Annotated in this window: 24 protein-coding genes; 15 read left to right on the forward strand and 9 right to left on the reverse strand. The window is 72.6% G+C overall.

Annotated features, from left to right (window positions below; translation table 11 throughout):
* The first annotated feature begins 40 nt into the window (after positions 1 to 40).
* The 8 genes from sufD (at position 41) to ACZ5D2_RS19925 (ending at position 7,335) form a co-directional block, all read left to right on the forward strand.
* Positions 41 to 1,219, forward strand: coding sequence for a Fe-S cluster assembly protein SufD (sufD, locus tag ACZ5D2_RS19890; RefSeq protein ID WP_371679098.1), 1,179 nt, complete (start codon positions 41 to 43; stop codon positions 1,217 to 1,219).
* Entirely contained in the window at positions 1,219 to 1,536 is a 318-nt protein-coding gene (locus ACZ5D2_RS19895) for a bifunctional 3-phenylpropionate/cinnamic acid dioxygenase ferredoxin subunit (RefSeq protein ID WP_030237129.1), read from the forward strand. Before sufD ends, ACZ5D2_RS19895 begins: the two co-directional genes overlap by 1 nt.
* Positions 1,537 to 1,543: 7 nt before the next feature.
* Positions 1,544 to 2,308, forward strand: a complete 765-nt coding sequence (gene sufC, locus ACZ5D2_RS19900) for a Fe-S cluster assembly ATPase SufC (protein WP_030237127.1) — start codon at positions 1,544 to 1,546, stop codon at positions 2,306 to 2,308.
* Positions 2,305 to 3,561: a cysteine desulfurase gene (locus ACZ5D2_RS19905; RefSeq protein WP_285537575.1), complete on the forward strand. Its 1,257-nt coding sequence runs from the start codon at positions 2,305 to 2,307 to the stop codon at positions 3,559 to 3,561. The genes sufC and ACZ5D2_RS19905 overlap by 4 nt, the downstream gene beginning before the upstream one ends.
* 36 nt (positions 3,562 to 3,597) lie before the next feature.
* Positions 3,598 to 4,059, forward strand: coding sequence for a Fe-S cluster assembly sulfur transfer protein SufU (sufU, locus tag ACZ5D2_RS19910; protein ID WP_030237123.1), 462 nt, complete (start codon positions 3,598 to 3,600; stop codon positions 4,057 to 4,059).
* The gene (locus ACZ5D2_RS19915; RefSeq protein WP_030388904.1) at positions 4,056 to 4,400 is read left to right on the forward strand and encodes a metal-sulfur cluster assembly factor; all 345 of its coding nucleotides are present in this window, start codon (positions 4,056 to 4,058) and stop codon (positions 4,398 to 4,400) included. The genes sufU and ACZ5D2_RS19915 overlap by 4 nt, the downstream gene beginning before the upstream one ends.
* A 152-nt stretch (positions 4,401 to 4,552) precedes the next feature.
* Positions 4,553 to 5,971 carry a hypothetical protein gene (locus tag ACZ5D2_RS19920; protein ID WP_371679099.1) on the forward strand — a complete coding sequence of 473 codons (1,419 nt, stop codon included), beginning with the start codon at positions 4,553 to 4,555 and terminating at the stop codon, positions 5,969 to 5,971.
* Positions 5,968 to 7,335, forward strand: a complete 1,368-nt coding sequence (locus tag ACZ5D2_RS19925) for a hypothetical protein (RefSeq protein ID WP_371679100.1) — start codon at positions 5,968 to 5,970, stop codon at positions 7,333 to 7,335. Before ACZ5D2_RS19920 ends, ACZ5D2_RS19925 begins: the two co-directional genes overlap by 4 nt.
* On the opposite strand, the gene ACZ5D2_RS19930 is transcribed toward ACZ5D2_RS19925, so the two are convergent.
* Complete coding sequence (locus tag ACZ5D2_RS19930; protein WP_371679101.1) at positions 7,332 to 8,162, reverse strand: hypothetical protein; 831 nt, start codon at positions 8,160 to 8,162, stop codon at positions 7,332 to 7,334. The two genes, ACZ5D2_RS19925 and ACZ5D2_RS19930, sit on opposite strands and share 4 nt — an antisense overlap.
* A gap of 108 nt (positions 8,163 to 8,270) precedes the next feature.
* Here ACZ5D2_RS19930 and ACZ5D2_RS19935 point away from each other — a divergent pair, with 108 nt between their 5' ends.
* Together ACZ5D2_RS19935 and ACZ5D2_RS19940 are read left to right on the forward strand one after the other, a co-directional pair.
* The gene (locus ACZ5D2_RS19935; RefSeq protein WP_371679102.1) at positions 8,271 to 8,594 is read left to right on the forward strand and encodes a DMT family transporter; all 324 of its coding nucleotides are present in this window, start codon (positions 8,271 to 8,273) and stop codon (positions 8,592 to 8,594) included.
* On the forward strand, positions 8,594 to 9,139 hold the full coding sequence (locus ACZ5D2_RS19940) for a TetR/AcrR family transcriptional regulator (protein ID WP_371679103.1): 546 nt from the start codon (positions 8,594 to 8,596) through the stop codon (positions 9,137 to 9,139). Before ACZ5D2_RS19935 ends, ACZ5D2_RS19940 begins: the two co-directional genes overlap by 1 nt.
* A 36-nt stretch (positions 9,140 to 9,175) precedes the next feature.
* On the opposite strand, the gene ACZ5D2_RS19945 is transcribed toward ACZ5D2_RS19940, so the two are convergent.
* Positions 9,176 to 10,051, reverse strand: coding sequence for a winged helix-turn-helix transcriptional regulator (locus ACZ5D2_RS19945; RefSeq protein ID WP_371679104.1), 876 nt, complete (start codon positions 10,049 to 10,051; stop codon positions 9,176 to 9,178).
* A gap of 93 nt (positions 10,052 to 10,144) precedes the next feature.
* Here ACZ5D2_RS19945 and ACZ5D2_RS19950 point away from each other — a divergent pair, with 93 nt between their 5' ends.
* The 3 genes from ACZ5D2_RS19950 to ACZ5D2_RS19960 all read left to right on the forward strand — a co-directional run bounded on the left by ACZ5D2_RS19950 (position 10,145) and on the right by ACZ5D2_RS19960 (position 13,111).
* Entirely contained in the window at positions 10,145 to 11,374 is a 1,230-nt protein-coding gene (locus ACZ5D2_RS19950; protein WP_371681314.1) for an MFS transporter, read from the forward strand.
* A gap of 9 nt (positions 11,375 to 11,383) precedes the next feature.
* Complete coding sequence (gene dapD, locus ACZ5D2_RS19955; RefSeq protein WP_371679105.1) at positions 11,384 to 12,364, forward strand: 2,3,4,5-tetrahydropyridine-2,6-dicarboxylate N-succinyltransferase; 981 nt, start codon at positions 11,384 to 11,386, stop codon at positions 12,362 to 12,364.
* 201 nt (positions 12,365 to 12,565) lie between these two features.
* Complete coding sequence (locus ACZ5D2_RS19960) at positions 12,566 to 13,111, forward strand: hypothetical protein (RefSeq protein ID WP_371679106.1); 546 nt, start codon at positions 12,566 to 12,568, stop codon at positions 13,109 to 13,111.
* Positions 13,112 to 13,160: 49 nt separating this feature from the next.
* Here the strand turns inward: ACZ5D2_RS19960 and ACZ5D2_RS19965 are convergent, their stop codons facing one another.
* The 3 genes from ACZ5D2_RS19965 to ACZ5D2_RS19975 all read right to left on the reverse strand — a co-directional run bounded on the left by ACZ5D2_RS19965 (position 13,161) and on the right by ACZ5D2_RS19975 (position 16,011).
* Positions 13,161 to 13,415, reverse strand: coding sequence for a hypothetical protein (locus ACZ5D2_RS19965; protein WP_371679107.1), 255 nt, complete (start codon positions 13,413 to 13,415; stop codon positions 13,161 to 13,163).
* A 234-nt stretch (positions 13,416 to 13,649) separates the two neighbouring features.
* Positions 13,650 to 14,105, reverse strand: coding sequence for a GNAT family N-acetyltransferase (locus tag ACZ5D2_RS19970; protein WP_371679108.1), 456 nt, complete (start codon positions 14,103 to 14,105; stop codon positions 13,650 to 13,652).
* Between the two features lie 64 nt (positions 14,106 to 14,169).
* Positions 14,170 to 16,011, reverse strand: a complete 1,842-nt coding sequence (locus tag ACZ5D2_RS19975) for an endonuclease/exonuclease/phosphatase family protein (RefSeq protein WP_371679109.1) — start codon at positions 16,009 to 16,011, stop codon at positions 14,170 to 14,172.
* Between the two features lie 348 nt (positions 16,012 to 16,359).
* Between ACZ5D2_RS19975 and ACZ5D2_RS19980 the strand changes: the two genes are divergently transcribed.
* Complete coding sequence (locus tag ACZ5D2_RS19980) at positions 16,360 to 17,838, forward strand: hypothetical protein (protein ID WP_371679110.1); 1,479 nt, start codon at positions 16,360 to 16,362, stop codon at positions 17,836 to 17,838.
* A 280-nt stretch (positions 17,839 to 18,118) separates the two neighbouring features.
* Positions 18,119 to 19,567 (forward strand): alkaline phosphatase PhoX, encoded by a 1,449-nt coding sequence (locus tag ACZ5D2_RS19985; RefSeq protein ID WP_371679111.1) that lies wholly within the window; start codon positions 18,119 to 18,121, stop codon positions 19,565 to 19,567.
* A 73-nt stretch (positions 19,568 to 19,640) separates the two neighbouring features.
* Here ACZ5D2_RS19985 and ACZ5D2_RS19990 read toward each other — a convergent pair whose 3' ends face one another.
* The 4 genes from ACZ5D2_RS19990 to ACZ5D2_RS20005 form a co-directional block, all read right to left on the reverse strand.
* Positions 19,641 to 19,817: a hypothetical protein gene (locus tag ACZ5D2_RS19990; RefSeq protein WP_371679112.1), complete on the reverse strand. Its 177-nt coding sequence runs from the start codon at positions 19,815 to 19,817 to the stop codon at positions 19,641 to 19,643.
* A 112-nt stretch (positions 19,818 to 19,929) separates the two neighbouring features.
* On the reverse strand, positions 19,930 to 21,189 hold the full coding sequence (locus ACZ5D2_RS19995) for a TerD family protein (protein ID WP_371679113.1): 1,260 nt from the start codon (positions 21,187 to 21,189) through the stop codon (positions 19,930 to 19,932).
* Positions 21,190 to 21,255: 66 nt separating this feature from the next.
* Positions 21,256 to 21,477, reverse strand: a complete 222-nt coding sequence (locus ACZ5D2_RS20000) for a hypothetical protein (RefSeq protein WP_371679114.1) — start codon at positions 21,475 to 21,477, stop codon at positions 21,256 to 21,258.
* Positions 21,478 to 21,562: 85 nt separating this feature from the next.
* Positions 21,563 to 23,107: an aldehyde dehydrogenase (NADP(+)) gene (locus ACZ5D2_RS20005; RefSeq protein ID WP_371679115.1), complete on the reverse strand. Its 1,545-nt coding sequence runs from the start codon at positions 23,105 to 23,107 to the stop codon at positions 21,563 to 21,565.
* Positions 23,108 to 23,222: the final 115 nt, after the last annotated feature.

A 23,222-nucleotide genomic window follows, 5' to 3' on the forward strand; every position in this document is an offset into this window, starting at 1 on the left:
GTAGGCAGCGTTTTTTAAGAGAGCGAGCAACACGACAGCCATGGCTGAGGCTCAGAACATCCCGGCGGGCTCCACCACCGCCGGCGCGATCGCGGTGGCCGCCGAGTCCACCGTCGCCACCCGGATGAGCGCGCCGCCGTCCTTCGACGTGGCCGACTTCCCGGTTCCGCACGGCCGCGAGGAGGAGTGGCGGTTCACCCCGCTCGCCCGCCTCAAGGGCCTGCACGACGGCACCGCGGTCGCCGACGGCACCATGAAGGCCCAGATCGACGCGCCGGAGGGCGTGACGGTCGAGTCGGTCGAGCGCGGCGACGAGCGGATCGGCAAGGCCGGCATGCCCGTCGACCGCGTCTCCGCGCAGGCCTTCTCCTCGTTCGCCAAGGCCACGGTCGTCACCGTGCCCAAGGAGACCGTGCTCGCCGAGCCGATCAGGGTCGCCCTGCACGGCGAGGGCGGCACGACCTTCGGTCACACCGTCTTCGACATCAAGCCCTTCGCCGAGGCGATCATCGTGATCGACCACACCGGTGACGGCGTCCGCGCCGCCAACGTCGACATCCTCGTCGGCGACGGCGCCAAGGTGACCTTCGTGTCCGTGCAGGACTGGGACGACACCGCCGTCCACACCTCCCAGCACAACGCGCTGGTCGGCCGCGACGCGAGCTTCAAGTCCGTGGTCGTGACCTTCGGCGGCGACCTCGTCCGTCTGCACCCCCGGATCGCCTACGCGGGCCCCGGCGGCGAGGCCGAGATGCTCGGTCTGTACTTCACGGACGCCGGCCAGCACCAGGAGCACCGCCTCCTGGTCACGCACGACGCCCCGCACTGCAAGTCGAACGTGGTCTACAAGGGCGCGCTCCAGGGCCAGGACGCCCACGCCGTCTGGATCGGTGACGTGCTCATCGAGAAGAGCGCCGAGGGCACCGACACCTACGAGATGAACCGCAACCTCGTCCTGACGGACGGCGCGCGGGTCGACTCGGTGCCGAACCTGGAGATCGAGACCGGCGAGATCGTCGGCGCCGGCCACGCCTCCGCCACCGGCCGCTTCGACGACGAGCAGCTCTTCTACCTCCAGGCGCGCGGCATCCCGGCCGACGAGGCCCGCCGTCTGGTCGTGCGCGGCTTCTTCGCCGAGCTCGTCCAGCAGATCGGTGTCGACGACATCGAGGAGCGCCTGCTCGCCAGGATCGAGACCGAGCTGGCGGCGTCCGTCTGATGAGCTACCTCAAGGCCTGTGCGCTGAGCGAGCTGGAGGAGAACACCCCCAAGCGGGTGGAACTCGACGGCACGCCGGTGTCCATCGTCCGTGCCGAGGGCGAGGTGTTCGCGATCAACGACATCTGCTCGCACGCGAACGTCTCGCTCTCGGAGGGCGAGGTCGAGGACTGCATGATCGAGTGCTGGCTGCACGGGTCGGCCTTCGACCTGCGCACCGGGAAGCCTTCCGGTCTGCCCGCGACCCGCCCCGTACCCGTTTACCCCGTAAAGATCGAAGGGGACGACGTGCTCGTCTCCCTCACCCAGGAGTCCTGAGGTATCCATGGCAACGCTTGAAATCCACGACCTGCACGTCTCCGTCGAGGCCGAGAACGGCGCCCGCGAGATCCTCAAGGGCGTCGACCTCACCGTCAAGCAGGGTGAGACGCACGCCATCATGGGTCCGAACGGCTCCGGCAAGTCCACGCTGGCGTACTCGCTGGCCGGGCACCCGAAGTACACCATCACCGGTGGCACCGTGACCCTCGACGGCGAAGACGTCCTGGAGATGTCCGTCGACGAGCGCGCCCGCGCCGGCGTCTTCCTCGCCATGCAGTACCCGGTCGAGGTCCCCGGCGTCTCGGTCTCCAACTTCCTGCGGACCTCGGCCACGGCCATCCGCGGCGAGGCCCCCAAGCTGCGCACCTGGGTGAAGGAGGTCAAGTCCGCGATGGAGCAGCTCCAGATGGACCCGGCCTTCGCCGAGCGCAACGTGAACGAGGGCTTCTCCGGCGGTGAGAAGAAGCGCCACGAGATCCTCCAGCTGGAGCTCCTGAAGCCGAAGATCGCGATCCTCGACGAGACCGACTCCGGCCTGGACGTCGACGCGCTGCGCATCGTCTCCGAAGGCGTCAACCGCGTCCGCGAGACCGGTGAGGTCGGCACCCTGCTGATCACCCACTACACGCGCATCCTGCGCTACATCAAGCCCGACTTCGTGCACGTGTTCGCCAACGGCCGCATCGCCGAGTCCGGCGGCGCCGAGCTGGCCGACGTGCTGGAGGCCGAGGGCTACGACAAGTACGTGAAGGGTGGCGCGACCGCGTGACACAGCTGCCTGGCCTCCTCGACACCGAGGCGATCCGCAAGGACTTCCCCCTGCTGGATCGTGTGGTCCACGACGGGAAGAAGATCGTTTACCTGGACAACGCGGCGACCTCGCAGAAGCCGCGCCAGGTGCTCGACGCGCTGAACGAGTACTACGAGCGGCACAACGCCAACGTCCACCGCGGCGTGCACGTGCTCGCCGAGGAGGCCACGGCGCTGTACGAGGGTGCCCGCGACAAGGTCGCCGCCTTCATCAACGCACCGAGCCGCGACGAGGTGATCTTCACCAAGAACGCCTCCGAGTCGCTCAACCTGGTGGCGAACATGCTCGGCTGGGCGGAGGAGCCCTACCGGGTCGACCGCGAGACCGAGATCGCCATCACGGAGATGGAGCACCACTCCAACATCGTGCCGTGGCAGCTGCTCTCGCAGCGCACCGGCGCGAAGCTGAAGTGGTTCGGCCTCACCGACGACGGCCGGCTCGACCTGTCCAACATCGAAGAGGTCATCACGGAGAAGACGAAGATCGTCTCCTTCACGCTGGTCTCCAACATCATGGGCACGGTCAACCCGGTCGAGGCGATCGTCCGGCGCGCGCAGGAGGTCGGCGCGCTGGTGCTGATCGACGCCTCGCAGGCCGCTCCGCACATGCCGCTGGACGTCCAGGCCCTCGGCGCCGACTTCGTGGCCTTCACCGGCCACAAGATGTGCGGCCCGACCGGCATCGGCGTCCTGTGGGGCCGCCAGGAGCTGCTGGAGGACCTGCCTCCGTTCCTCGGCGGCGGCGAGATGATCGAAACCGTCTCGATGCACTCGTCGACGTACGCTCCCGCGCCCCACAAGTTCGAGGCCGGTACGCCCCCGATCGCCCAGGCCGTCGGCCTCGGCGCGGCCGTGGACTACCTGACCTCGATCGGCATGGAGAAGATCGCCGCCCACGAGCACGCGATCACCGAGTACGCGGTCAAGCGCCTCCTGGAGGTGCCCGACCTGCGGATCATCGGCCCGACCACGGCCGAGGACCGCGGCGCCGCGATCTCCTTCACGCTCGGGGACATCCACCCGCACGACGTCGGCCAGGTGCTCGACGAACAGGGCATCGCGGTCCGCGTGGGACACCACTGCGCGCGCCCCGTCTGCCTGCGGTACGGAATTCCCGCGACGACGCGAGCGTCGTTCTACCTGTACTCCTCTCCTGCCGAGGTCGACGCGCTGATCGACGGGCTGGAGCACGTACGGAACTTCTTCGGATGACGAAGAGTCGGACGACACGAGGCTGACGAGGACGCAGTGAAGCTGGATTCGATGTACCAGGACCTGATCCTGGACCACTACAAGCACCCGCACGGCCGCGGCCTGCGCGACGGTGACGCCGAGGTGCACCACGTCAACCCGACGTGCGGCGACGAGATCACGCTGCGCGTGAAGTACGACGGGGAGACGCTCACCGACGTCTCCTACGAGGGCCAGGGCTGCTCCATCAGCCAGGCCAGCGCGTCCGTACTGAACGAGCTGCTCGTCGGCAAGCAGCTGGCCGAGGCGCAGAAGATCCAGGCCACGTTCCTGGAGCTGATGCAGTCCAAGGGCAAGCTGGAGCCCGACGAGGCCATGGAGGAGGTGCTGGAGGACGCGGTCGCCTTCTCCGGCGTCTCCAAGTATCCGGCGCGCGTGAAGTGTGCTCTCCTGAGCTGGATGGCGTGGAAGGACGCGACCGCCCAGGTGCTGGGCGACGCGGAGAGGAAGACGGCATGACCGAGAACGCGACGCCCGAGGCGTCGATCAAGCCGGCCACCGAGGAAGAGGTCCGCGAGGCCCTCTACGACGTGGTCGACCCCGAGCTGGGCATCGACGTCGTCAACCTGGGCCTGATCTACGGCATCCACATCGACGACGCGAACATCGCCACCCTCGACATGACCCTCACCTCGGCGGCCTGCCCGCTGACGGACGTCATCGAGGACCAGGCGAAGTCGGCGACGGACGGCATCGTCAACGAACTTCGCATCAACTGGGTCTGGATGCCCCCGTGGGGCCCGGACAAGATCACGGACGACGGCCGTGAGCAGCTGCGCGCGCTCGGTTTCAACGTCTGACCGACGCGTAAGTGAGAGGGCCCCCGGCGCGGTCGTGCCGGGGGCCCTCCCTGTTCTCCGGCCCGACAAGTGAAGTGCACCAGGAGTTGGCCACGGTGGCCGAATCTTCTCGATGGCCGTCCTGACGGACGGCGCACACGAGAGGAACCCCAGTGACCGTTCGCCTTTCACCGGCCCGCCGCTGCGGCGCCGTGGGCGCCGCCGGAGCCGCGGCCCTGCTCCTGGCCGGGCTGGCCGTGCCCGCCCACGCGGACACGGGATACGCGGCTCCGACGATCACCCTGTCCGCCGGCCACCTCAGCGGCGCCGTGGGAGCCTTCGGGGACCCCAGCGTCACGGCCGACGTGGAGCAGGCCGGCGTCCCGGCCGGGTTCCTGCGGCTCCAGGTGGTCTCCTCCAGCAACCCGGCCGTCGCCGCGGTGGGCGACGTACGGCAGGAGCGCACGCCGGACGGCGACCGCAGGCTGACGGTCCGCGCCCGTGCCCGGGGGTACACCGACCTCACGCTGCGCGTCACCGGCCGCGGCGGCCGGACGGCCACCGCCGTCCTCTCCTACGCCGCCTCGGCGCGGACCGGCGCCGCCGTCGGGACCCGCTACCTGACCGGCTCCTCCGACGCCTCGGCCGCCGTGGACGTGGGCGGCGGCTACGCCCTGGTCGCCGACGACGAGTCCAACGTGCTGCGCCTGTACGACCGCTCCCGCTCCGGCGCACCCGTCAGGACCTGGGACCTGGGCCCCGCGCTGGGCGCGAAGAAGGAGGCCGACATCGAGGCCGCCGCCCGGGTCGGCGACACCGTCTACTGGACCGGCTCGCTCGGCAACAACAAGGACGGCACGTACAAGGCCGAACGGAACACCGTCCTCACCACCCGGATCACCGGCTCCGGCGCCTCGACCGAGGTCACCTTCACCGCCGCCTACAAGGGCCTGCGCGACGACCTCGTGGCCTGGGACACGGCGAACGGCAACCGCTACGGCTTCGCGGCGGGTACGGCCGCGGGTGAGGCGCCGAAGCAGATCGACGGCTTCAACGTGGAGGGGCTGGAGTTCGCCCCGGGGTCCGCGACCACCGCCTACCTGGGCTTCCGTGCCCCGCTGGCCCCGGCCGTGCCCGGCGGCAAGGCGCTGCTCGTGCCCGTCACCAACCTGGACCGGGTCCTCGCGGCCGGCGAGAAGCCCGTCTTCGGCGCCGGGATCGAGCTGGACCTCGGCGGGCTCGCGGTCCGCGACATCCGCAAGAACGCCGCCGGCCAGTACCTGATCCTGGCCGGTTCCTGGGCCGCCGACGACAACTCCGACCCCTACGCCCTCTACCAGTGGGACGGGGTCCCCGGCCACGCCCCGCACAAGCGTGCCGACCTGCCGACCGGCGACCCCGGCGGCTGGGAGGCCATCGTGGACGTGCCCGACCTGCGGGTGCCCGGCGCCCGCGTACAGCTCATCACCGACAACGGTGCCGCCGACCTCTACGGCGACGGCACCGAAGCCAAGGACCTGACGCACCCGGAGTGGAAGAAGTCCCGCTCCGCGTGGTTCGCGCTCGGCCCGATTCGTGGGGGACACCGATGAACAACAAGCACCTGGGTACGGCCGCGCTCGCGGCGATCCTCCTGGCCGGCCTCAACGCCCCTGCCCAGGCGGTCAGTTACGGCACACCGACCATCTCGTTCTCGGCTTCGTACCTGTCCGGGGCCGTCGGCGGGGTCGGCGACCAGACCGTGGACGTGGCCGTGGGGCAGAGCGGGGCCGACGTCTCCGCTCTCACCGTCAGCGCCACCGCCTCCAGCAAGACCTCCGTCGCCGGAACCGGAGACGTCACCGTGACCGGCGCCGGCGCCGTGCGGCAGCTCGCCGTCACCGCGCGCGGCCGCGGTTACGCCAACCTCACCATCAAGGTGAGCGGACTCGGCGGCAAGAGCGCCACCAAGACCCTCTCCTACGCGGCCTCCGCCGCCGTCCAGAACCCGGCGGACGCCCGCTACTTCAGCGGCGCCTCCGACTCCTCGGCGGCCGTGGACGTCGGCGGCGGCTACACGGTGGTCGCCGACGACGAGTCCAACGTGCTGCGCCTGTACGACCGTTCCCGCTCCGCCGCACCCGTCAGGACCTGGGACTTCAGTTCCCAGCTCGGCGTCACCAAGGAGGTGGACATCGAGGGCGCGACCCGGATCGGCGACACCATCTACTGGACCGGCTCGCTCGGCAACAACAAGGACGGCGAGTACAAAGCCCCCCGCAACACCGTCTTCACCACCACGGTGAGCGGCTCCGGCTCCGGAACCCAGCTCGCGTACGGGCGCTCGTACAAGAAGCTCCGCGACGACCTCGTGGCCTGGGACACGGCGAACGGCAACCGCTACGGCTTCGCGGCGGGGACGGCCGCGGGTGAGGCGCCGAAGCAGATCGACGGCTTCAACGTGGAGGGGCTGGAGTTCGCCCCGGGGTCCACGACCACCGCCTACCTGGGCTTCCGTGCCCCGCTGGCCCCGGCCGTGCCCGGCGGCAAGGCGCTGCTCGTGCCCGTCACCAACTTCGACAAGGTCCTCTCCAGCGGTTCCAAGGCCGTCTTCGGCGCCGGGATCGAGCTGGACCTCGGCGGGCTCGCGGTCCGCGACATCCGCAAGAACGCCGCCGGCCAGTACCTGATCCTGGCCGGTTCCTGGGCCGCCGACGACAACTCCGACCCCTACGCCCTCTACCAGTGGGACGGCGTTCCCGGCCACGCCCCGGTCAAGCGCGCCGACCTGCCGACCACCGACCCGGGCGGCTGGGAGGCCATCGTGGACGTGCCCGACCTGACGGTCCCCGGGGCCCGGGTGCAGCTGGTCACCGACAGCGGATCGGCCGACCTCTACGGCGACGGCACCGAGGCCAAGGACCTGACGCACCCGGAGTGGAAGAAGGCACGGGCCGCCTGGTTCACGCTTTCCTAGGGGGCCGTTTCTGCGGTCAGGGTCTGCGCCAGGTGTTCGTGGCGGATCCGCCGGTCCACGTAGAGGAGACCGGCGGGCAGCTGGGGGAAGGCCGGCAGCAGGACCAGGGCCGCCAGTGCGCCCGGGAGGCCGGCCTGCGCCAGCAGCGCGTACCCGGCACCCGCGGTGAAGGCGACGGCCGGTGCGGTCCAGCAGAAGGTGCGCCACCAGGCACCCCGCACCAGCCGGGCGGAGCGGCGCAGCGCCGCCACCGGGCCGAGTCCCTCGTACCCGGCGGCGGTGGGCGCCAGCGAGAACAGCACGCCCAGCCACAGGGCGAGCGGAGCCAGGGGCAGCAGCACCGGCGGCGGCAGCCCCGCCGCCAGGGCCGCCGCACCCGGGCCCGCCGCCGTCAGCAGGGCCATCAGCTGGGCGCCGAGCACCCGGGGGGTACGGGGCAGCGCGGCCCCGAGGAGCCCCGGCACGGTCACGGCGCGGCCCAGGACCGCCGGCCGCAGCAGGGCCGCGATCAGGGCGGTGGCCAGCGCGCAGGTGAAGACCAGGAACAGGGCCGCCGCCGGGAGGAGCACCCATACGAAGGCCCGTTCGCCGGCCCGGGGGCTGAGCGAGGCCAGGGCCGCCGCCCCCGCCGCCGCGACGACCAGTACCCCCGCCGCGAGCTGGCCGAGGAGCAGGGCACCGCACAGCCGGCCGCCGTAGCGGGACAGGGCGGTGAAGGCGCCCGCGAGGATGTCGCCGGGCCCCAGCGGGCGCAGGGGCACCACGCCCGGCCGGGGCCGTTGTGGAGGCAGCCAGCCGCCGCCCCTGTGGGTCCAGTGCTGTGCCATGCGCGGTCCCCCTGTCGTGTGCGGGGGGACACCGTAGTACCGGAGCCTGTGAGTGTCCTGAGGCTTGCGTGTGTACATGTGTACGCATCGATGTGTACTGTTGTACGCATGCCGTACGTACTGCTTGCGGCGGCCATAGCCGCCGAGGTCGCCGGGACCACCGCGATGAAGTACAGCGAGGGGTTCACCAGGCTCTGGCCCTCACTGGGGACGCTGCTGGGCTACGTGGTGGCCTTCAGCCTGCTCGCACAGACGCTCAGATCGATGTCGGTCGGCACGGCGTACGCGATCTGGGCCGGAGTCGGCACCGCCGCCATCGCCGCCATCGGCATGGTGTTCATGGGGGAGGCCGCCAGCGCCGCGAAACTCGCCGGGATCGCACTGATCGTCGCCGGGGTGGTCCTGCTGAACCTCGGCGGAGCGGCCCACTGATGGCCGCCGGAGCGCGCCGGTACGACCCGGAGCGGCGGCAGCGGATCATCGACGCCGCGATCCGGGTGGTGGGGGACAAGGGGATCGCGGGGCTGAGCCACCGCAGCGCCGCGGCCGAGGCGGACGTGCCGCTCGGCTCGACGACCTACCACTTCAAGAGCCTGGACGATCTGCTGGTGGCGGCCCTCCGGCAGGCCAACGAGGCCTACGCGCCCGCGTTCGCGCCGCGCGGGGGCGAGGACCTGGCGGATGCCCTGGCCCGGCTGCTGGGGGAGGTCCTGGCGGCGGACCGGGGGCGGGCGGAGCTGGAGTACGAGCTCTACCTGGCCGCCCTGCGCCGGCCCGCGCTGCGGCCGGTCGCGGCCGAGTGGCTGGAGTCGGTGGCCGAGGCGCTGGCGGAACACACCGATCCGGTGACGGCGCGGGCGCTGGTGGCCGTGATGGACGGCATCTGCCTCCAGGTCCTGCTGACGGACTCCCCGTACGAGGAGGCGTACGCCCGCGAGATCCTCGCCCGGGTCCTGGGCCTGCCCCGCCGGCCGTGAGCGGCGCGATGTCGCCGTGCCGGAGGCCGCCGCGGTTCAGGGTGCGGAGCGGACCGCCTCCAGGGCCGCGGCGACGCTCGCCTCGATGTCCCGGATCGGGTAGAACACCTCGCGCACCGTGCGCTCCCGGTCCACGACCAGCGTCAGCCGCTTCAGCCGGCTCACCCCGCCCGCGCGGAAGGTCGGCAGTCGCAGGGCCGTCACCAGGTCGAGTTCCGCGTCCGAGAGGAGCGGGAAGCGCAGTCGCTCGTGCTCCGCGAACTCCCGCTGCTCGTCCGGGCGCTGGGTCGAGACCCCGTGGACGGTGGCGCCGGCCGCGGTGAACTCCGCGAGCTGGTCGCGGAAGGTACACGACTCCAGCGTGCACCCCTTCGCCCCGGGGATCCCGGCCCAGCCGGGCGGGTAGGACTCGCTCCGGGCGTACGCGCCGGGGAAGCAGTACAGGACGGTGAACGGCGTGTCCGCCACCGCGTCGCGGAGCTCGCCGAAACGGTCCGGCAGCAGCAGCTCCGGCAGTCGGGTGCCGCGCAGCGCGTGCACCCGCGCGGCCTCCTTCGAGGACTCCTCGGTCGTCGCCGTCATCTCTCCCTCTCCCAGGATCCAGGCGTCGCCCCAGTCCTGGAGGGCGACCAGGACCGGGAGCAGGCCCCGCCCGCGCGGGGTCAGCCGGTATTCGTGCCGCACCGGGCGTTCCTGGTACGGCGTGCGCGTCAGCACCCCGGCCTCGACGAGCAGCTTCAGCCGCTCGGCGAGCACCTTGCGGGACATGCCCAGCTCGCGCTGGAGCTCGTCGAAGCGGTGCAGACCGCGCGCGGTGTCGCGCACGATCAGCAGCGTCCACCAGTCGCCCACGACGTCGAGGGCCTGGGCGATGGAACAGTCCGCGTCGCCGAGGTGTGTGCGCTGGGCCATGGCACTCCTTTGTCCGTTGACCCCAGGCTGTCATGCTGACATAGTCCGTTCCTAAAGGGAACTTACTCGGGGACGCAAGGGGGCACGGGTGTGCTGCAGGGGCTCAAGGACCTACCGAAGGTCGTGTGGCTGCTGGCTGCGGGGATCTTCGTCAACGCCGTCGCCAGTTTCACCGTCGTCTTCGTCTTCCTCTACCTGACCGGCCCGCGCGGCCTCGACGCCACCGGGGCGGGCCTGGTCGTCGGCATCGGCGGCATCGGCCTGGTCGCGGGCAATTTCACCGGCGGCTGGTACGGCGACCGCTTCGGCCACCGCCGGGTGCTGCTCGCCGCCTCGGCCCTCGGCGGAACGGCCCTCGTCGCCCTGCCGGCGGTCCCCACCCTCCCGCTGGCACTCCTGCTGGCGCTCGCCCAGTACGCATCCGGGGTGATCCGCGCCGCCAACTCCGCGCTGGTCGCCGTCACCGTGCAGGAAGGCTCCCGCCGCCAGGCCTTCGCCGTCACCCGCTGCCTGTCCAACGGAGGCTTCGCGGTGGGCGGACCCCTCGGATCCCTCATCGCGACCGGGCTCTCCTACGACTGGCTCTTCGTCGCGGACGGCCTCGGCACCCTCCTCTTCGCCCTCTGGACCGCCCGGGTCGTCCCGGCCCGGGCCGCCACCGCCCCTCCCGCGGCCCCGGACGGGGGTCTGGGCCGCGGGGGGCTGTGGCCGGAGCTGCGGGCGCGGCCCGCCGTACTGGTCCTGCTCGGTGCGATCGCCGTCGTCGACGTCGTCTACCGGCAGCACCTGACGACCTTCCCCGTCTACCTCGCCGACCACGGTCTGGACACCCGCGCGTACGGATGGCTCATCGGGGTCAACTGCGGCGTCATCCTGCTCCTGGAGATCCCCGCCGCCCTCGCCCTGCGCCGGCGCTCCCCGCTGCACGTCATCGGCGTCGGGCTGGTGCTGGTGGGCGGCGGCTACGCGATGCTGATGGCGGGGGTCGGCACCGCGACGGCCGTGGCGATGATGCTGCTGCTCACCCTCGGGGAGATCCTCTACAAGACCACCGCCACGGCGTACGTCGCGGACGAGTCGCCCGAGCACGCCGTCGGCCGGTTCCAGAGCCTGTACGCGGGTGTCTCCATCAGCGGGTTCGTCCTCGCCGCGCCCCTCGGGGGAGCCCTGTACGACACCGCGCCGGACCTGCTGTGGCCGCTGTGCGCGGCGCTCGGCGCGGCTGCCGGGGGGATCGTGCTGGTCACGGGTGCGCGGGAGGTGAGGCGACGCGTACGACCGGCACATGAGACCGGTTCGCGACCGAAGGCCGTCGCCGGTTAGGTTTCGGATATGACTGCTACGCGTACCACCGGCGCCGTCGCCGCCGGACTTGCCACCATCGCCGCCGACGGCACCGTCCTCGACACCTGGTTCCCCGCCCCCGAGCTGGTCGCCGAGCCCGGCCCGGCAGGCACCGAGCGCCTCACCGCCGAGCAGGCCGTGGAGCTCCTCGGCGCGGCCGCGGCCAAGGCCATCCGCTCGGACGCGGTCCGCGGCGTCGAGGTCGTAGCCGTCCGCACCGCCATCGCCTCCCTGGAGGACAAGCCGCTGGACGCGCACGACGCGTACCTGCGCCTGCACCTGCTCAGCCACCGCCTGGTCAAGCCGCACGGCCAGAACCTCGACGGCGTCTTCGGCCTGCTGGCCAACGTCGCCTGGACCTCGCTGGGCCCGGTCCCGGTCGACCAGGTCGAGACCGTCCGCCTGAACGCCCGCGCCGAGGGCCTGCACCTCCAGGTCACCTCGATCGACAAGTTCCCCCGCATGACCGACTACGTCGCCCCCAAGGGCGTGCGCATCGCCGACGCCGACCGCGTCCGCCTCGGCGCGCACCTCGCCGAGGGCACCACCGTCATGCACGAGGGCTTCGTCAACTTCAACGCCGGCACCCTCGGCACCTCCATGGTCGAGGGCCGGATCTCGGCGGGCGTCGTCGTCGGGGACGGCTCCGACATCGGCGGCGGCGCGTCCACCATGGGCACCCTCTCGGGCGGCGGCAAGCAGATCATCTCGATCGGCGAGCGCACCCTGATCGGCGCCGAGGCGGGCGTGGGCATCGCCCTGGGCGACGAGTGCGTCGTCGAGGCCGGCCTCTACGTGACCGCGGGCACCCGCGTGACCCTGCCGGACGGCGAGATCGTCAAGGCCCTGGAGCTCTCGGGCGCCGACAACATCCTCTTCCGCCGCAACTCGGTCACCGGCGCCGTCGAGGCCCGCCCCTACAAGGCGGCCTGGGGCGGCCTGAACGAGGTCCTGCACAGCCACAACTGACGCCCGGCCGCCCTCACCTGCGGCTGAGCACCCGACCAACGCCCTGACCAGCGGCTGAGCCGCCACCGGTGGTCAACGTCGGTCACCAACGAGCGCCCTCCCACGGCCCCGCGCGGGCCCGGGAGGGCGCACGCGTTCCGGCTCCGCCGATGCCGTACGGGCCCGTGCGCGAAGCCGTTCACCCGGCCCTGCCCTCGACCCATGGATGCATTATGGACGGCCCTCATAGCCGCCGGCGCGGCCGTCGTGGCCAGCGCGACCACGGGTTGGTTCACCTCCCGAGCCGCCAGGACGCAGGCGCTCTTGAGCCGTGAGGCGCAACTCGCGCAGCTCCGGCACGCACGGGCCGAGCACAGGTACCAGCAGCGCCGGGCGGCCTACGCGGAGTTCGCGAAGGCCGCCGGCGTCCTGCACAGCAGGGTGGGGGACATGGTCGCCGTCGCGGGGGATCCCGACGCGTTCGCGCTCCTGCTGGACGAGTCGCGTACGGAGCGGGCCGTGCTGATGAGCGCGATGCACGTGGCGTTCCTGGAAGGGCCCGCGGACGTGGGGGCTGCGGTCCGTGAGCTCTACGAGACCGTGAACGGATTCTGGAGCGCGGCCCGCCGGCTTCACGAAGCCGTGTGTTCGGGTGATGCGGACCGTGCCGAGGAGCACCGGGAGCTGATGAACCGGTGCCGTGTCGCGGCCCGGCGCAGCCGCGACGCCTTCGTGGAGGCGGTGCGGGAGGCCATGGCGCCGGGCTGACGGAGCGTGCGGGGCCGGGCGCTGCCGAGGGTGCCGGGACGGTGCCGCGTCAGTGCAGGGGGATCGTGCGGATCAGGCCCGCGAAGGCCTGCTCCTCCGCCTCCGTCAGCTCCACCGACTCCATGGGGTGCGCACCGGCGGTGCGCTGGGCCGGGATGGCCGGCAGGCCGTCGTGGGCGCCCGGATCGGGGTGGTGGAGGCGGCTGTCCCGCAGCATGTGGCCGAGGCCGAGGACCCAGACGAGCGCCGCCACGAGCAGCACGGCCAGGCCGATTTCCTGGGCGGGGGAGATGGAGGGGAACACGCGGTCCTCCGATGAGTGCGTACGGTGCGAGCCGGTACGGAGCCGGGGCGGACGATCGGGCGTGCAGACACTCAACACCACAACCAGCCGAAATCGGGAGGTGTGTGGCGAGCGTCACGCCAGGGGCGAAAGTCCCCTCCCGTACGGGCTGGACGGCCGTCGCGGCTCCGGTCGGTGGCCACGGAGTGACCGACGGCCACGGCTCCGGTGCGCCGCCACGGCTCCGGTGCGCCGCTACGGCTCCAGACGGAGCTTGAACCCCTCGTGGCTGCGCGCGAAACCGAGACGCTCGTAGAACCGGTGCGCGGCCGTCCGCCGCTTGTCGCTGGTCAGCTGGACCAGGCCGCAGCCCCGCCCGCGGGCCCGCTCCACCGCCAGACCCATCAGCTCGGCGCCGAGGCCACCGCCGCGCCGGTCGGCGCGGATCCGTACCGCCTCGACCAGCGCCCGCTCCCGCCCGCCCTGACCCAGGCCCGGGATGTAGGTGAGCTGCAGGCAGCCGATCAGCGCGTCCCCGTCCTGGAGGACCAGCAGCTCGTTGCGGGGGTCGGCCTCGATGGCGGCGAAGGCCCGCTCGTGGGCCGCGCCGGCCTCGACCGGGACCGGACCGGTGGTTCGGTCCCCGGCCCCGTCGGCCAGCAGGGCCAGTACGGCGGGCAGGTCCTGGCGGGTGGCGAGGCGGAAGATCATGACCTGAGCATGGCAGGGGGCCCGGCCGGGACGGCGGCCGGGCTCCCTGCGGTCAGAGGAGGGACTACGGGCGGAAGCGCAGCACCTGCGGGTCGTGGTCGCTGTTCTGGGCGGAGAACTCGGCGTTGACGTGCACGCTGTCGTACGCGTAGTTCTTGACCCCCGGGCTGACCAGGATCTGGTCCAGCACCTGGGCGTTGCCCTGGTAGACGTAGGAGTAACGTTCCGCCTTCGGCAGCGACTTGATCGCCGAGTACAGCGCCCCGCCGTCCTCCAGCGCCTGCGCGGTGCCGGAGAACTCGAAGTCGTTGATGTCACCGACGGCGAGCACGGAGGCGTGCTTGTCGGCCGCCAGCAGCTGCTTCACGAACCCGTTCACGGCCTGCGCCTGGAGCAGTCGCTTGGTCTCCGAGGAGCGCACCGGGGGCTGGTGGACCGAGGTCAGGCCCTCGTCGCCGCCCTTGGAGGAGAAGTGGTTGGCGATGACGAAGACCGTCTTGCCCTTGAAGACGAACTCGCCGGCCAGCGGCTTGCGGCTGTCGGCCCACGCCGGGTTCGCCGGGTCGATCCGGCCGGGGGAGTGGGTCAGCGCGGCCTTGCCGTTCTCCGTCGTGACCCCGGTCGCCGTCACGGCGTCGCCGGGCGCGCGCTCGGTGAAGGAGACCCGCGCCGGGTTGAAGAGGAACACCTGGCGGATGTTGCCGCCGGGCTCGCCGCCGTCCTTGTTGTTCTCCGGGCTGACCGAACGCCACTGGTAGGCGGGGCCGCCCGCGGCGGCGATGGCCGCCGTGAACTTCGTCAGCGTCTGCTCGGCCGACACGGTGCCGTCGTTCTTGGCGCCGTTGTCGTCCTGGATCTCCTCCAGGGCCAGGATGTCGGGCGAGGCGAGGTTCTCCACGACCGCCTTGGCGAGGTTGTCGAACTTCGTCTGCGGGTCGGTCGGGTCGAGGTTCTCGACGTTGTACGTGGCCACCGCGAGCTCGTTCGCCGCCTGCGGCTTGGTCTTCTCGGGCGCGAGGGTGCCCGCCTTGACGGTGCCCAGGGTGCGGGCGACCAGGGTGTAGCCGCCGAACTGGTTGAAGTCGAGGGGGCCCTCGGTGGTCCCGGTCAGCTTGTCGCCGACGTTGGCCACCGGGAACGGCTGCTGCGCGACCGGCGCGAGCTGCTGGACCTGGAGGCGGCCGGTGTTCTGGGACTCGTACGAGCCGTAGAGCGTCCCGCCGCGCTTGGCGGTGTTCTCCCAGCCCTTCACCGTGACCCACATCTCGCTGTACGGGTCGGTGGCGCCGACCACGCGCGAGGTGCCGATCTTGACGTTCATGCCCTCCAGGGACTCGTAGTAGTCCAGGGCGTAGCGCGAGGGCTCCAGGGTCAGGCCGTTGATGCTGTTGGCGGCGGCCGGGTCGCCCGCCGGGGCGTAGGCGGCCGGTACCGAGTACTCGTTGACGGCGACGGCCGCGGGCAGCGCGTTGCCGGAGGAGACCACCGTGACGGTGGGCTTGGCTATCTGGGTGACCGACTGGTTGCCGGAGTTGACGCCGCCGGGGACGTACTCGCCGACCGTGCCCGAGACCTTGACCGCGTCGCCGACGGCGACGGTCGGGGCCGAACTGGTGAAGACGAAGATGCCCTCGCTGGTGGCGGGGTCGTCGTCGGCGTCGGGGTCCTGGATCCAGAATCCGCGCGAGCCGTAGGTGCGAACGCCCGTGACGATGCCCTGGACGTCGGCGACCGGCTTGCCGTTGAGCGGGGATGTCCGGGTGGTGCCCTGGATGTCGTGGATGCGTATCGGATCGGCGGACACGACGCCTTCGGCCGCGCCGGCGGTGCCCGCGAGCAGGCCGGAGGCCAGGGCGGTGGCGACGAGGGCCGCGACGGCGGCGGAACGGGGATGCGAGGAGCGCATGGGCGGGAACTCCGGATGTGTGGAGGAAGGGGGCCTCATGGGCCCCGGTACATCTACGCGCGTCAATTTCCTGTGTGACCAGGGAAGTTGTCAAGGCCTCCAGGGAAGACAAGAGTTGACTGTGGGATGAACCAAAGGCGATGGCCCGCCGGGGCTGCCCGAAATGCGTCTACCCTGGTACGCCGTACCAGGCATGACGGCCCGTCCGTAGCGCCTCCCCGGCGCCGTCTCCGCGCATCGTCCGCACAATCCCCCGCCCCACCGCCCCGCACCACCCCCCGACCGTCCCGCCGTCCCGCGCGTCCCGTCCGAACCGCTCTACGCATCCCGCCCGAGGAGAACCACCGCATGTCCGCAGAGCCGCACCCCACGCTGCCGCCGGTACGGCTGCACTCCGATGCGGAGCTGGCCCGCGACGCCCTCGTCGCACCGCTGTTCGCCCGCGCCGTACGCCTCGCCCGCTGGGCCGGGCCCGACACCCGTGTCGACGTCGGCGGCGAACTCGTTGCCCGGCAGCTGGCCGAGGCCGTGGCACTGCTCGGCCTCGACGCCGACGACGAGGACAGCCCCGGCCACGCGGCCCAGGCCTGGCGGGTCGCCGTGGACACCGGCCTGGTCGACGTGACGGAGCCGGAGGAGGACGTCGAGGGCGGCGGCGACGGCGCCGAGCCCGAGTACGGCACCGCCGCCCCCGGGGAGGACCTCGCCCTGGTCGCCGACGGCGCGCCCGGCGACGTGCTCGACCTGTGGCTCGCGGCCCTGGACGCCGTCCTCGCCGACGCCGCCGTGCCCGACCTGGACGACCTCGTCGACGCCCTGGACGCGGGCGGCGAGATCGACTTCGACCGGCTCGACTGGAACCCCCAGCGCGAGGCCGACTTCCTCGACGGGGTCCTCGCCAACCTCTACCTGCTCACCGTCAGCGAGGGCGGTGCGGGCGAGGGGCCGGTGCCGCTTCCGGTGCTCGCCGCCTCGATGATCGTGCCCGACGACATGGGCGACCCCACCGACGCGGTCCTGGAGCAGGTCTCGGAGGCGATGATGCGCCTCGACGACCAGTTCCGGCAGCTGGAGCCCATCGGGCTGGTGGAGTTCCGCCCCGTCGACGAGGAGCTGATGACGGAGGCCGACGACCTCCCCGACACCGGTATCGAGGACGACGAGGACGTGTCCCGCTACGGGATGGTCCGGCTGACCCCGCTCGGCCTGTACGGCGTCCGCGCCCGCATGCTGGAGGCCGGGGTCGAGGCCCCCGCCCTCGGCGAATTCGCCGGCAAGGGCGCCGATGCCCTGCTCGACGCGGTCTCCTTCTACTCCGAGGACGCGGCGCAGGCCGAGATCGAGCAGTGGCTGGCGGGGCGTGAACTGCCCGCCGCGGTCGCCGAGCTGCTCGCCGCGGCCCGCGGCGCAGACGAGGCCGCCCCGCTGCGCCGGCTGCGCTGCCAGCAGGCCCTGACCCCGGCCGGGCGGGAGGCCGAGCCGGCCGTCCGGGCCGTGCTGGACGACCCGGAGCTCGGCGGGCTCGCCCGGGTCTGGCTCGCCGAACACGGGGTGACCGACGTACCGGCGCCGGACCCGGAGATGGTGCTGTGGCTGACGGTCGACACCATCGCCGCGCAGCTCGCCGCGGACGGGGAGACCGAGGAGCTGCCGCTGCTGATGCGGACGCTGACCGAGCACCACAACGAGTTCTTCGAGCTGGCATGGCGGGTCGAGCACCCCGCGACGGGGTACGTGCTGGAGGCCATGGGGCGGCTCCACCCCGACAAGAAGTCCTCGAAGGAGGCGCGCAAGGCCGCGTTCAAGGCCCGCTCCCGCCGGCCCTGACCGGTCCGGCCGGGTCAGGGCCGGGACGCGGGCCCTGACCCGGCGGCGGAAGGCGTGGGGCGCCCAGGGGCTCCGGCCGGTTCGGGGGTCCCGGCCGGGCCGGGCGTCCGGGCGGCCGGTGCACAACCAGCCGTTCGAGTGGCCGGAGTACGCCATTCCGGCCACCGGCAAGGGGTCGGCTCCGCTTTCGGGGTAGTTCAGCCGCCGTTCACGTACGGGCGGGAGCGTGTGCGCCGACGACCGTACGTCAGGCGCACCCCCTCCCCACCCTGGAGACCCGATGCCCCTCAGCCGCAGAGACTTCACCGCCCGTACCGTCATCGCGGGAGCGGGTGTCGCCCTCACCGGAACGGTCGGCGCCCTGGCCACCGCCCCCGGGGCCCTGGCCGCCGACGACGGCCCCGGCGCGAACGGGCACGACGAGCACGGCCGCCCCCACGGCCCCGGCTACGGCCCGCTCCTGCCGGACCCCGCCGGACTCCTCGCGCTCCCGGCCGGGTTCACCTACCGCGTGATCACCCACAGCGGTGTCACCACCCTCGAAACCGGCGAGAGCACCCCGTCCAACCACGACGGGACGGCCACGTTCGAGGGACACCGCGGGGTCACCCTCCTCGTCAACAACCACGAGCTGAAGGGGCCGCGCGCGAACTGGGCGCACCCCGTCCCGCTCACCGAAGGCCTGGTCTACGATCCGGCCGCGGCCGGCGGCTGCACCGTCGTCGAGGTCCGGCGCGGCGGCGAGGTCGCCGAATGGGTGGGCATCGCCGGTACGTCGACCAACTGCGCCGGCGGGGCCACCCCCTGGGACACCTGGCTGACCTGCGAGGAGACCGAGGACCTGGCCGGCAAGAACGGCATGACCAAGGACCACGGCTACGTCTTCGAGGTCGACCCCAACGACCGCCGGGCCAACCGTGACCCGAAGCCGGTCAAGGCGTTCGGACGGTACGCCCACGAGGCCGTGGTCATCGACCCGCGCCAGGGTCACGCCTACCTGACCGAGGACGCCTCCGGTCCCAACGGGCTGCTCTACCGCTGGACCCCGCCGCAGGGCTTCCGGCACGGGCGCGGCAGACTCCGTACGCTCGCGGCCGACGCCGGGGTGCTCGCGGCCGCCAAGTGCTTCGACTCCTCCGGCCGGTTCGTGGACGACCTCTCGCGCGCCACGAAGACCGGCACCGTGTACGGGGTCGACTGGGTGGCGGTCGCCGACCGCGACGCGCGGACCGTCCCGGTGCGCAAGCAGTTCGCCGCGGGCGCCGTGACCCGGGCGCGCAAGCTGGAGGGGATGTGGTGGGCTGACGGGGGCGCGTACTTCGTGTCCTCCTACGCGCGGGAGGAGAGCCCGGGCGCCGCGCACGACGGCCAGGTGTGGTTCTACGATCCGAAGCGGCGCACCATCCGCCTCGTCGTCCTGATCGGGGTGAACGCCGCCCCGGGGGCGGACGGCGGCTACGACGGCCCCGACAACATCACCGTGTCGCCGTACGGCGGCCTGGTCATCGCCGAGGACGGCAGCGGTCTGCAGCACCTGCTCGGGGCGACCGAGTCGGGCCGGGTCTACCCGCTGGCGCGCAACGAGCTGAACATCGGCACCGCCGAGGCGCCCGAGTACTCGGAGTTCACCGGGGTCTGCTTCTCCCCCGACGGCCGCACCCTGTACGCCAACATCCAGGAGCCCGGCATCATGCTGGCCGTGACCGGCCCCTGGCGGCGCGACCGCTGAGGCAGGGCCCGGGCGCCGGCGCCGTACGGCCCGACCGCGGACGCCGTGGGGCTCCGCCCGTCCGGGCGGGGCCTCACCGGTCCGCGCAGACCTCCGCACGGGAGGCCGCGGCCCATTCCTCCAGCAGGAACTCGTACGCCTCCGAGGGCCACTCCTCGTCCACCCGGGTCTCGACAAGCAGCCGTATCGCCTCGTTCGCCTCGGCGGCGGACGGGCGCGCGGGGCCAGCGGGCCGGAGTGTGTTCTGCATGGGTTCAAGGCTACGGGCGGGCACTGACAGCCACCTCCGGATTACGCGTGGCATCCATCACCCGGTGGCGCTTCCCCGAGTGCCCGGTCGCGTCATGTGCCCGCCCACCTGCTCAGAGTGCCTGCGAGGCGGGCTTGACCATGCCGCGCACTGTGCGGGACTTCACAAAGTCGCCCATGGCCGTCATCTCCCATTCCCCGGAGAACTGCTTGATCAACTTGGCCATCATGACCCCGGTCTGCGGCTCGGCGCTCGTGAGGTCGAAGCGCACCAGCTCCTCGCCGCTCGCCGCGTCGATGAGCCGGCAGTAGGCCTTGGCGACCTCGGTGAACTTCTGGCCGGAGAAGGAGTTCACCGTGAAGACCAGGCCGGTGGCCTCGGCGGGCAGCCGGCCGAGGTCCACGACGATCACCTCGTCGTCCCCGGCGCCCTCGCCGGTGAGGTTGTCGCCCGAGTGCTTGATCGCGCCGCCCAGGATGGAGAGCTTGCCGAAGTAGCAGCTGTCGATGTGGTTGCGCTGCGGGCCGTAGGCGATGACGGAGGCGTCGAGGTCGATGTCGGCGCCGCGGAACGCGGGCTCCCAGCCGAGGCCCATCTTGACCTGGGAGAGCAGCGGGCGCCCGCCCTTGACCAGGGAGACCGTCTGGTTCTTCTGGAGGCTGACCCGGCCCTTGTCGAGGTTGATCTTCCCGGCGCCGGCCGGGGCGGTGGCGGGCGCGGCCGGCGGGGCGGCGGGCGTCGCGGACCCGTCGGCGGCCGGACCGCCGAGCCAGGGGGAGACCGGGTGCGAGACCGAGGGTGCGGGAGGCGCGGGAGGTGCGGGGGGCACCGGCGGGGCGGCGGGGGCCGCGGCCGCGGGGGCGGCCGGTTCCTCGTCCACGGAGACCCCGAAGTCCGTCGCGATGCCGGCGAGGCCGTTGGCGTACCCCTGGCCGACCGCGCGGACCTTCCACACGCCGCCGCGCTGGTAGACCTCGACGACCACGAGGGCGGTCTCCGGGCCCAGCCGCGGCGGGGTGAAGGTGGCGATCACCGCTCCGGACGCCGCGTCCCGCACGGTGGCGGTGGGCTCGATGCCCTGGAAGGTCTGCCCGGCGGCATCGGGGCTGGCCGTGACCACGATGCGCTCGATGCCGGAAGGCAGCGCGCCGGTGTCCACGGTGATGGAGTCCGGCGCCGCCCCGCCACCGGACCGGTAGCTGACACCGGGCCCGGACGGCTGGTTGTAGAAGATGAAATCGGCGTCGGAACGCACCTTGCCGTCCGCCGCGAGGAGGAGGCCCGACACGTCGAGCCGCACCGGGGCGGCCACGTCCACCGTCACGCCGACGGTGTTGAGCGGCAGGTTGGAACCAGGGGTCATAGCGGTCATGCCCGGAGAACGACCGGAGCCGCTTTGCCGTTCCCTTACCCTCGCGGGAGATTCCCGGAGGCCGGGTCAGCGCCGGTTGCGGGGGTGGTCGCGTGCCGTGCGCTCGTTGCCGAACTTGTACGAGCCCGTCCAGCGGGCCATCACCAGCTGGGAGTCACCGGACTCCACCTCGGCCAGGAACTTGTCGGCCCGGCCACCGCGCAGGGTGCCCGCGGCGCGGCCCTGGTGCGTGATGACGACGGTGCGGTCGTGGCGTACCTCGTACGTGAACCCGTGCGGCTTCGGCATGCGCGCAGCCTGCCCCGCCGACGGCGGGGCGGGCAACGGATTTAGCGGCCCCGGCCCGGCCCGGGGCGCGCCCGCGGCCGTGGGCTCAGCGCTCCCCTCCGGTCACCCGGCGGGGCAGTCCCAGGGGATTGGCCTCGCGCAGCTCCGGCGGGAGCAGCGCGTCCGGGACGGACTGGTACGCCACCGGGCGCAGCCAGCGCTCGATCGCGGTGCCGCCGACGGAGGTGGAGTGGGAGGTGGCCGCCGGGTAGGGGCCGCCGTGGTGCTGGGCCGGGGCCACCGCGACCCCGGTCGGCCAGCCGTTCACCACGATCCGCCCGGCCAGCTCCGTGACCTGCCCGATCAGTTCGGCGGCCGACGGGGAGCCGGCCGGGCCCGGGGCGCCCTCGGTCTCGGCGGCGGACAGGTGGAGGGTGGCGCTCAGGTTGCCGCCGAGCCGGGCCAGCACCTCGGTCGCCTCGCGCGGGTCGGCGTAGCGGACGACGACCGTCACCGGGCCGAAGCACTCCTCCAGGAGCACCTCGTGGGGGCCGCCCTCCAGGAGGGTCGCGGCCGGGACGCTCAGGTAGCCCGCGCCGACGGAGTGCTCCCCGCCGGGGCCCGGGAGGACGGGGGCCGTGACGCCGGGCAGCGCGGCCCGCTCGCGGACGCCGGCGAGGAAGTTCTCCCGCATCCGGTGGTCCAGCAGTACCCCCGGTCCGGTCTCCCCGAGGGACTTCCCGAGCCTGCCGGCGAGCCGGTCGCCGTCGGGGCCCTCGGGGACCAGGACCAGGCCCGGCTTGACGCAGAACTGGCCCACCCCGAGGGTGACCGCGCCCGCGAGGCCGCCACCGATCTCCTCGGCGCCCTCGGCGGCGGCCGCCGGGGTGATCACGACGGGGTTGAGGGAGCCGAGTTCGCCGTGGAAGGGGATGGGGACCGGCCGGGCCGCGGCCGCGTCGAACAGGGCCCGTCCGCCCCGCAGGGATCCGGTGAACCCGGCCGCGGTGACGAGGGGGTGGCGGACCAGCTCCAGCCCGGCGTCGAAGCCGTGCACGACGTGCACCACCTCGGGCGGCAGCCCGCTCGCCTCCGCGGCCCGGCGCAGCAGCGCGGCGCACAGCTCGGAGGTGGCCGGGTGGTCGGGGTGGGCCTTGACGACCACGGGGCAGCCGGCGGCGAGGGCGCTGGCCGTGTCCCCGCCGGGGACGGAGAAGGCGAGCGGGAAGTTGGAGGCGGCGTAGACGGCGACCACGCCGAGCGGCACCTTGTACCGGCGCAGTTCGGGGCGCGGCGGGGTGAGCGTGGCGTCGGCGCGGTCGATGCGGACGTCGAGGTGGGAGCCCTCCTCGACGGAGTCCGCGAAGGCCCGCAGCTGGCCGGTGGTGCGGGCGAGTTCGCCGGTGAGGCGGGCCTGGCCGAGCGCGGTCTCGGCGTCGGCGGTCTCGACGACCAGGGGGCCGGCCTCGTCGAGCAGGTCGGCGGCGGTGCGCAGGAAGGCGACGCGGGTGGTGCGGTCGGCCAGGGCGGCGCGGGCGGAGTGCGCCGCGCGGACGGCCCGGTCCACGTCCGGGGGTGTCGCTTCGGTGGTGACCTCTTCGCGCTGCTTCCCGGTGCGGGGGTCCACACTCCAGACTGGTGTCGCTGCCATGGCCCGCTGCCTCCTGGATCGTTCAGTATTCTGAACGCCGTTCCGGTGGATGAATGATCACTTCTGCTGCGGACTCTATTTCCGCGTCCACCGCGTGACAAGTGGCGATCAGAGC

Source organism: Streptomyces sp. NPDC031479 (assembly GCF_055581065.1).

Excerpts from the sequence above, each read along its gene's own strand:
- sufD (WP_371679098.1), top strand. The coding sequence starts at position 41 with ATGGCTGAGGCTCAGAACATCCCGGCGGGCTCCACCACCGCCGGCGCG.
- ACZ5D2_RS19895 (WP_030237129.1), top strand. The coding sequence starts at position 1,219 with ATGAGCTACCTCAAGGCCTGTGCGCTGAGCGAGCTGGAGGAGAACACC.
- sufC (WP_030237127.1), top strand. The coding sequence starts at position 1,544 with ATGGCAACGCTTGAAATCCACGACCTGCACGTCTCCGTCGAGGCCGAG.
- ACZ5D2_RS19915 (WP_030388904.1), top strand. The coding sequence starts at position 4,056 with ATGACCGAGAACGCGACGCCCGAGGCGTCGATCAAGCCGGCCACCGAG.
- ACZ5D2_RS19925 (WP_371679100.1), top strand. The coding sequence starts at position 5,968 with ATGAACAACAAGCACCTGGGTACGGCCGCGCTCGCGGCGATCCTCCTG.
- ACZ5D2_RS19930 (WP_371679101.1), bottom strand. The coding sequence starts at position 8,162 with ATGGCACAGCACTGGACCCACAGGGGCGGCGGCTGGCTGCCTCCACAA.
- ACZ5D2_RS19935 (WP_371679102.1), top strand. The coding sequence starts at position 8,271 with ATGCCGTACGTACTGCTTGCGGCGGCCATAGCCGCCGAGGTCGCCGGG.
- ACZ5D2_RS19940 (WP_371679103.1), top strand. The coding sequence starts at position 8,594 with ATGGCCGCCGGAGCGCGCCGGTACGACCCGGAGCGGCGGCAGCGGATC.
- ACZ5D2_RS19945 (WP_371679104.1), bottom strand. The coding sequence starts at position 10,051 with ATGGCCCAGCGCACACACCTCGGCGACGCGGACTGTTCCATCGCCCAG.
- dapD (WP_371679105.1), top strand. The coding sequence starts at position 11,384 with ATGACTGCTACGCGTACCACCGGCGCCGTCGCCGCCGGACTTGCCACC.
- ACZ5D2_RS19960 (WP_371679106.1), top strand. The coding sequence starts at position 12,566 with ATGGATGCATTATGGACGGCCCTCATAGCCGCCGGCGCGGCCGTCGTG.
- ACZ5D2_RS19970 (WP_371679108.1), bottom strand. The coding sequence starts at position 14,105 with ATGATCTTCCGCCTCGCCACCCGCCAGGACCTGCCCGCCGTACTGGCC.
- ACZ5D2_RS19975 (WP_371679109.1), bottom strand. The coding sequence starts at position 16,011 with ATGCGCTCCTCGCATCCCCGTTCCGCCGCCGTCGCGGCCCTCGTCGCC.
- ACZ5D2_RS19980 (WP_371679110.1), top strand. The coding sequence starts at position 16,360 with ATGTCCGCAGAGCCGCACCCCACGCTGCCGCCGGTACGGCTGCACTCC.
- ACZ5D2_RS19985 (WP_371679111.1), top strand. The coding sequence starts at position 18,119 with ATGCCCCTCAGCCGCAGAGACTTCACCGCCCGTACCGTCATCGCGGGA.
- ACZ5D2_RS19990 (WP_371679112.1), bottom strand. The coding sequence starts at position 19,817 with ATGCAGAACACACTCCGGCCCGCTGGCCCCGCGCGCCCGTCCGCCGCC.
- ACZ5D2_RS19995 (WP_371679113.1), bottom strand. The coding sequence starts at position 21,189 with ATGACCGCTATGACCCCTGGTTCCAACCTGCCGCTCAACACCGTCGGC.
- ACZ5D2_RS20000 (WP_371679114.1), bottom strand. The coding sequence starts at position 21,477 with ATGCCGAAGCCGCACGGGTTCACGTACGAGGTACGCCACGACCGCACC.
- ACZ5D2_RS20005 (WP_371679115.1), bottom strand. The coding sequence starts at position 23,107 with ATGGCAGCGACACCAGTCTGGAGTGTGGACCCCCGCACCGGGAAGCAG.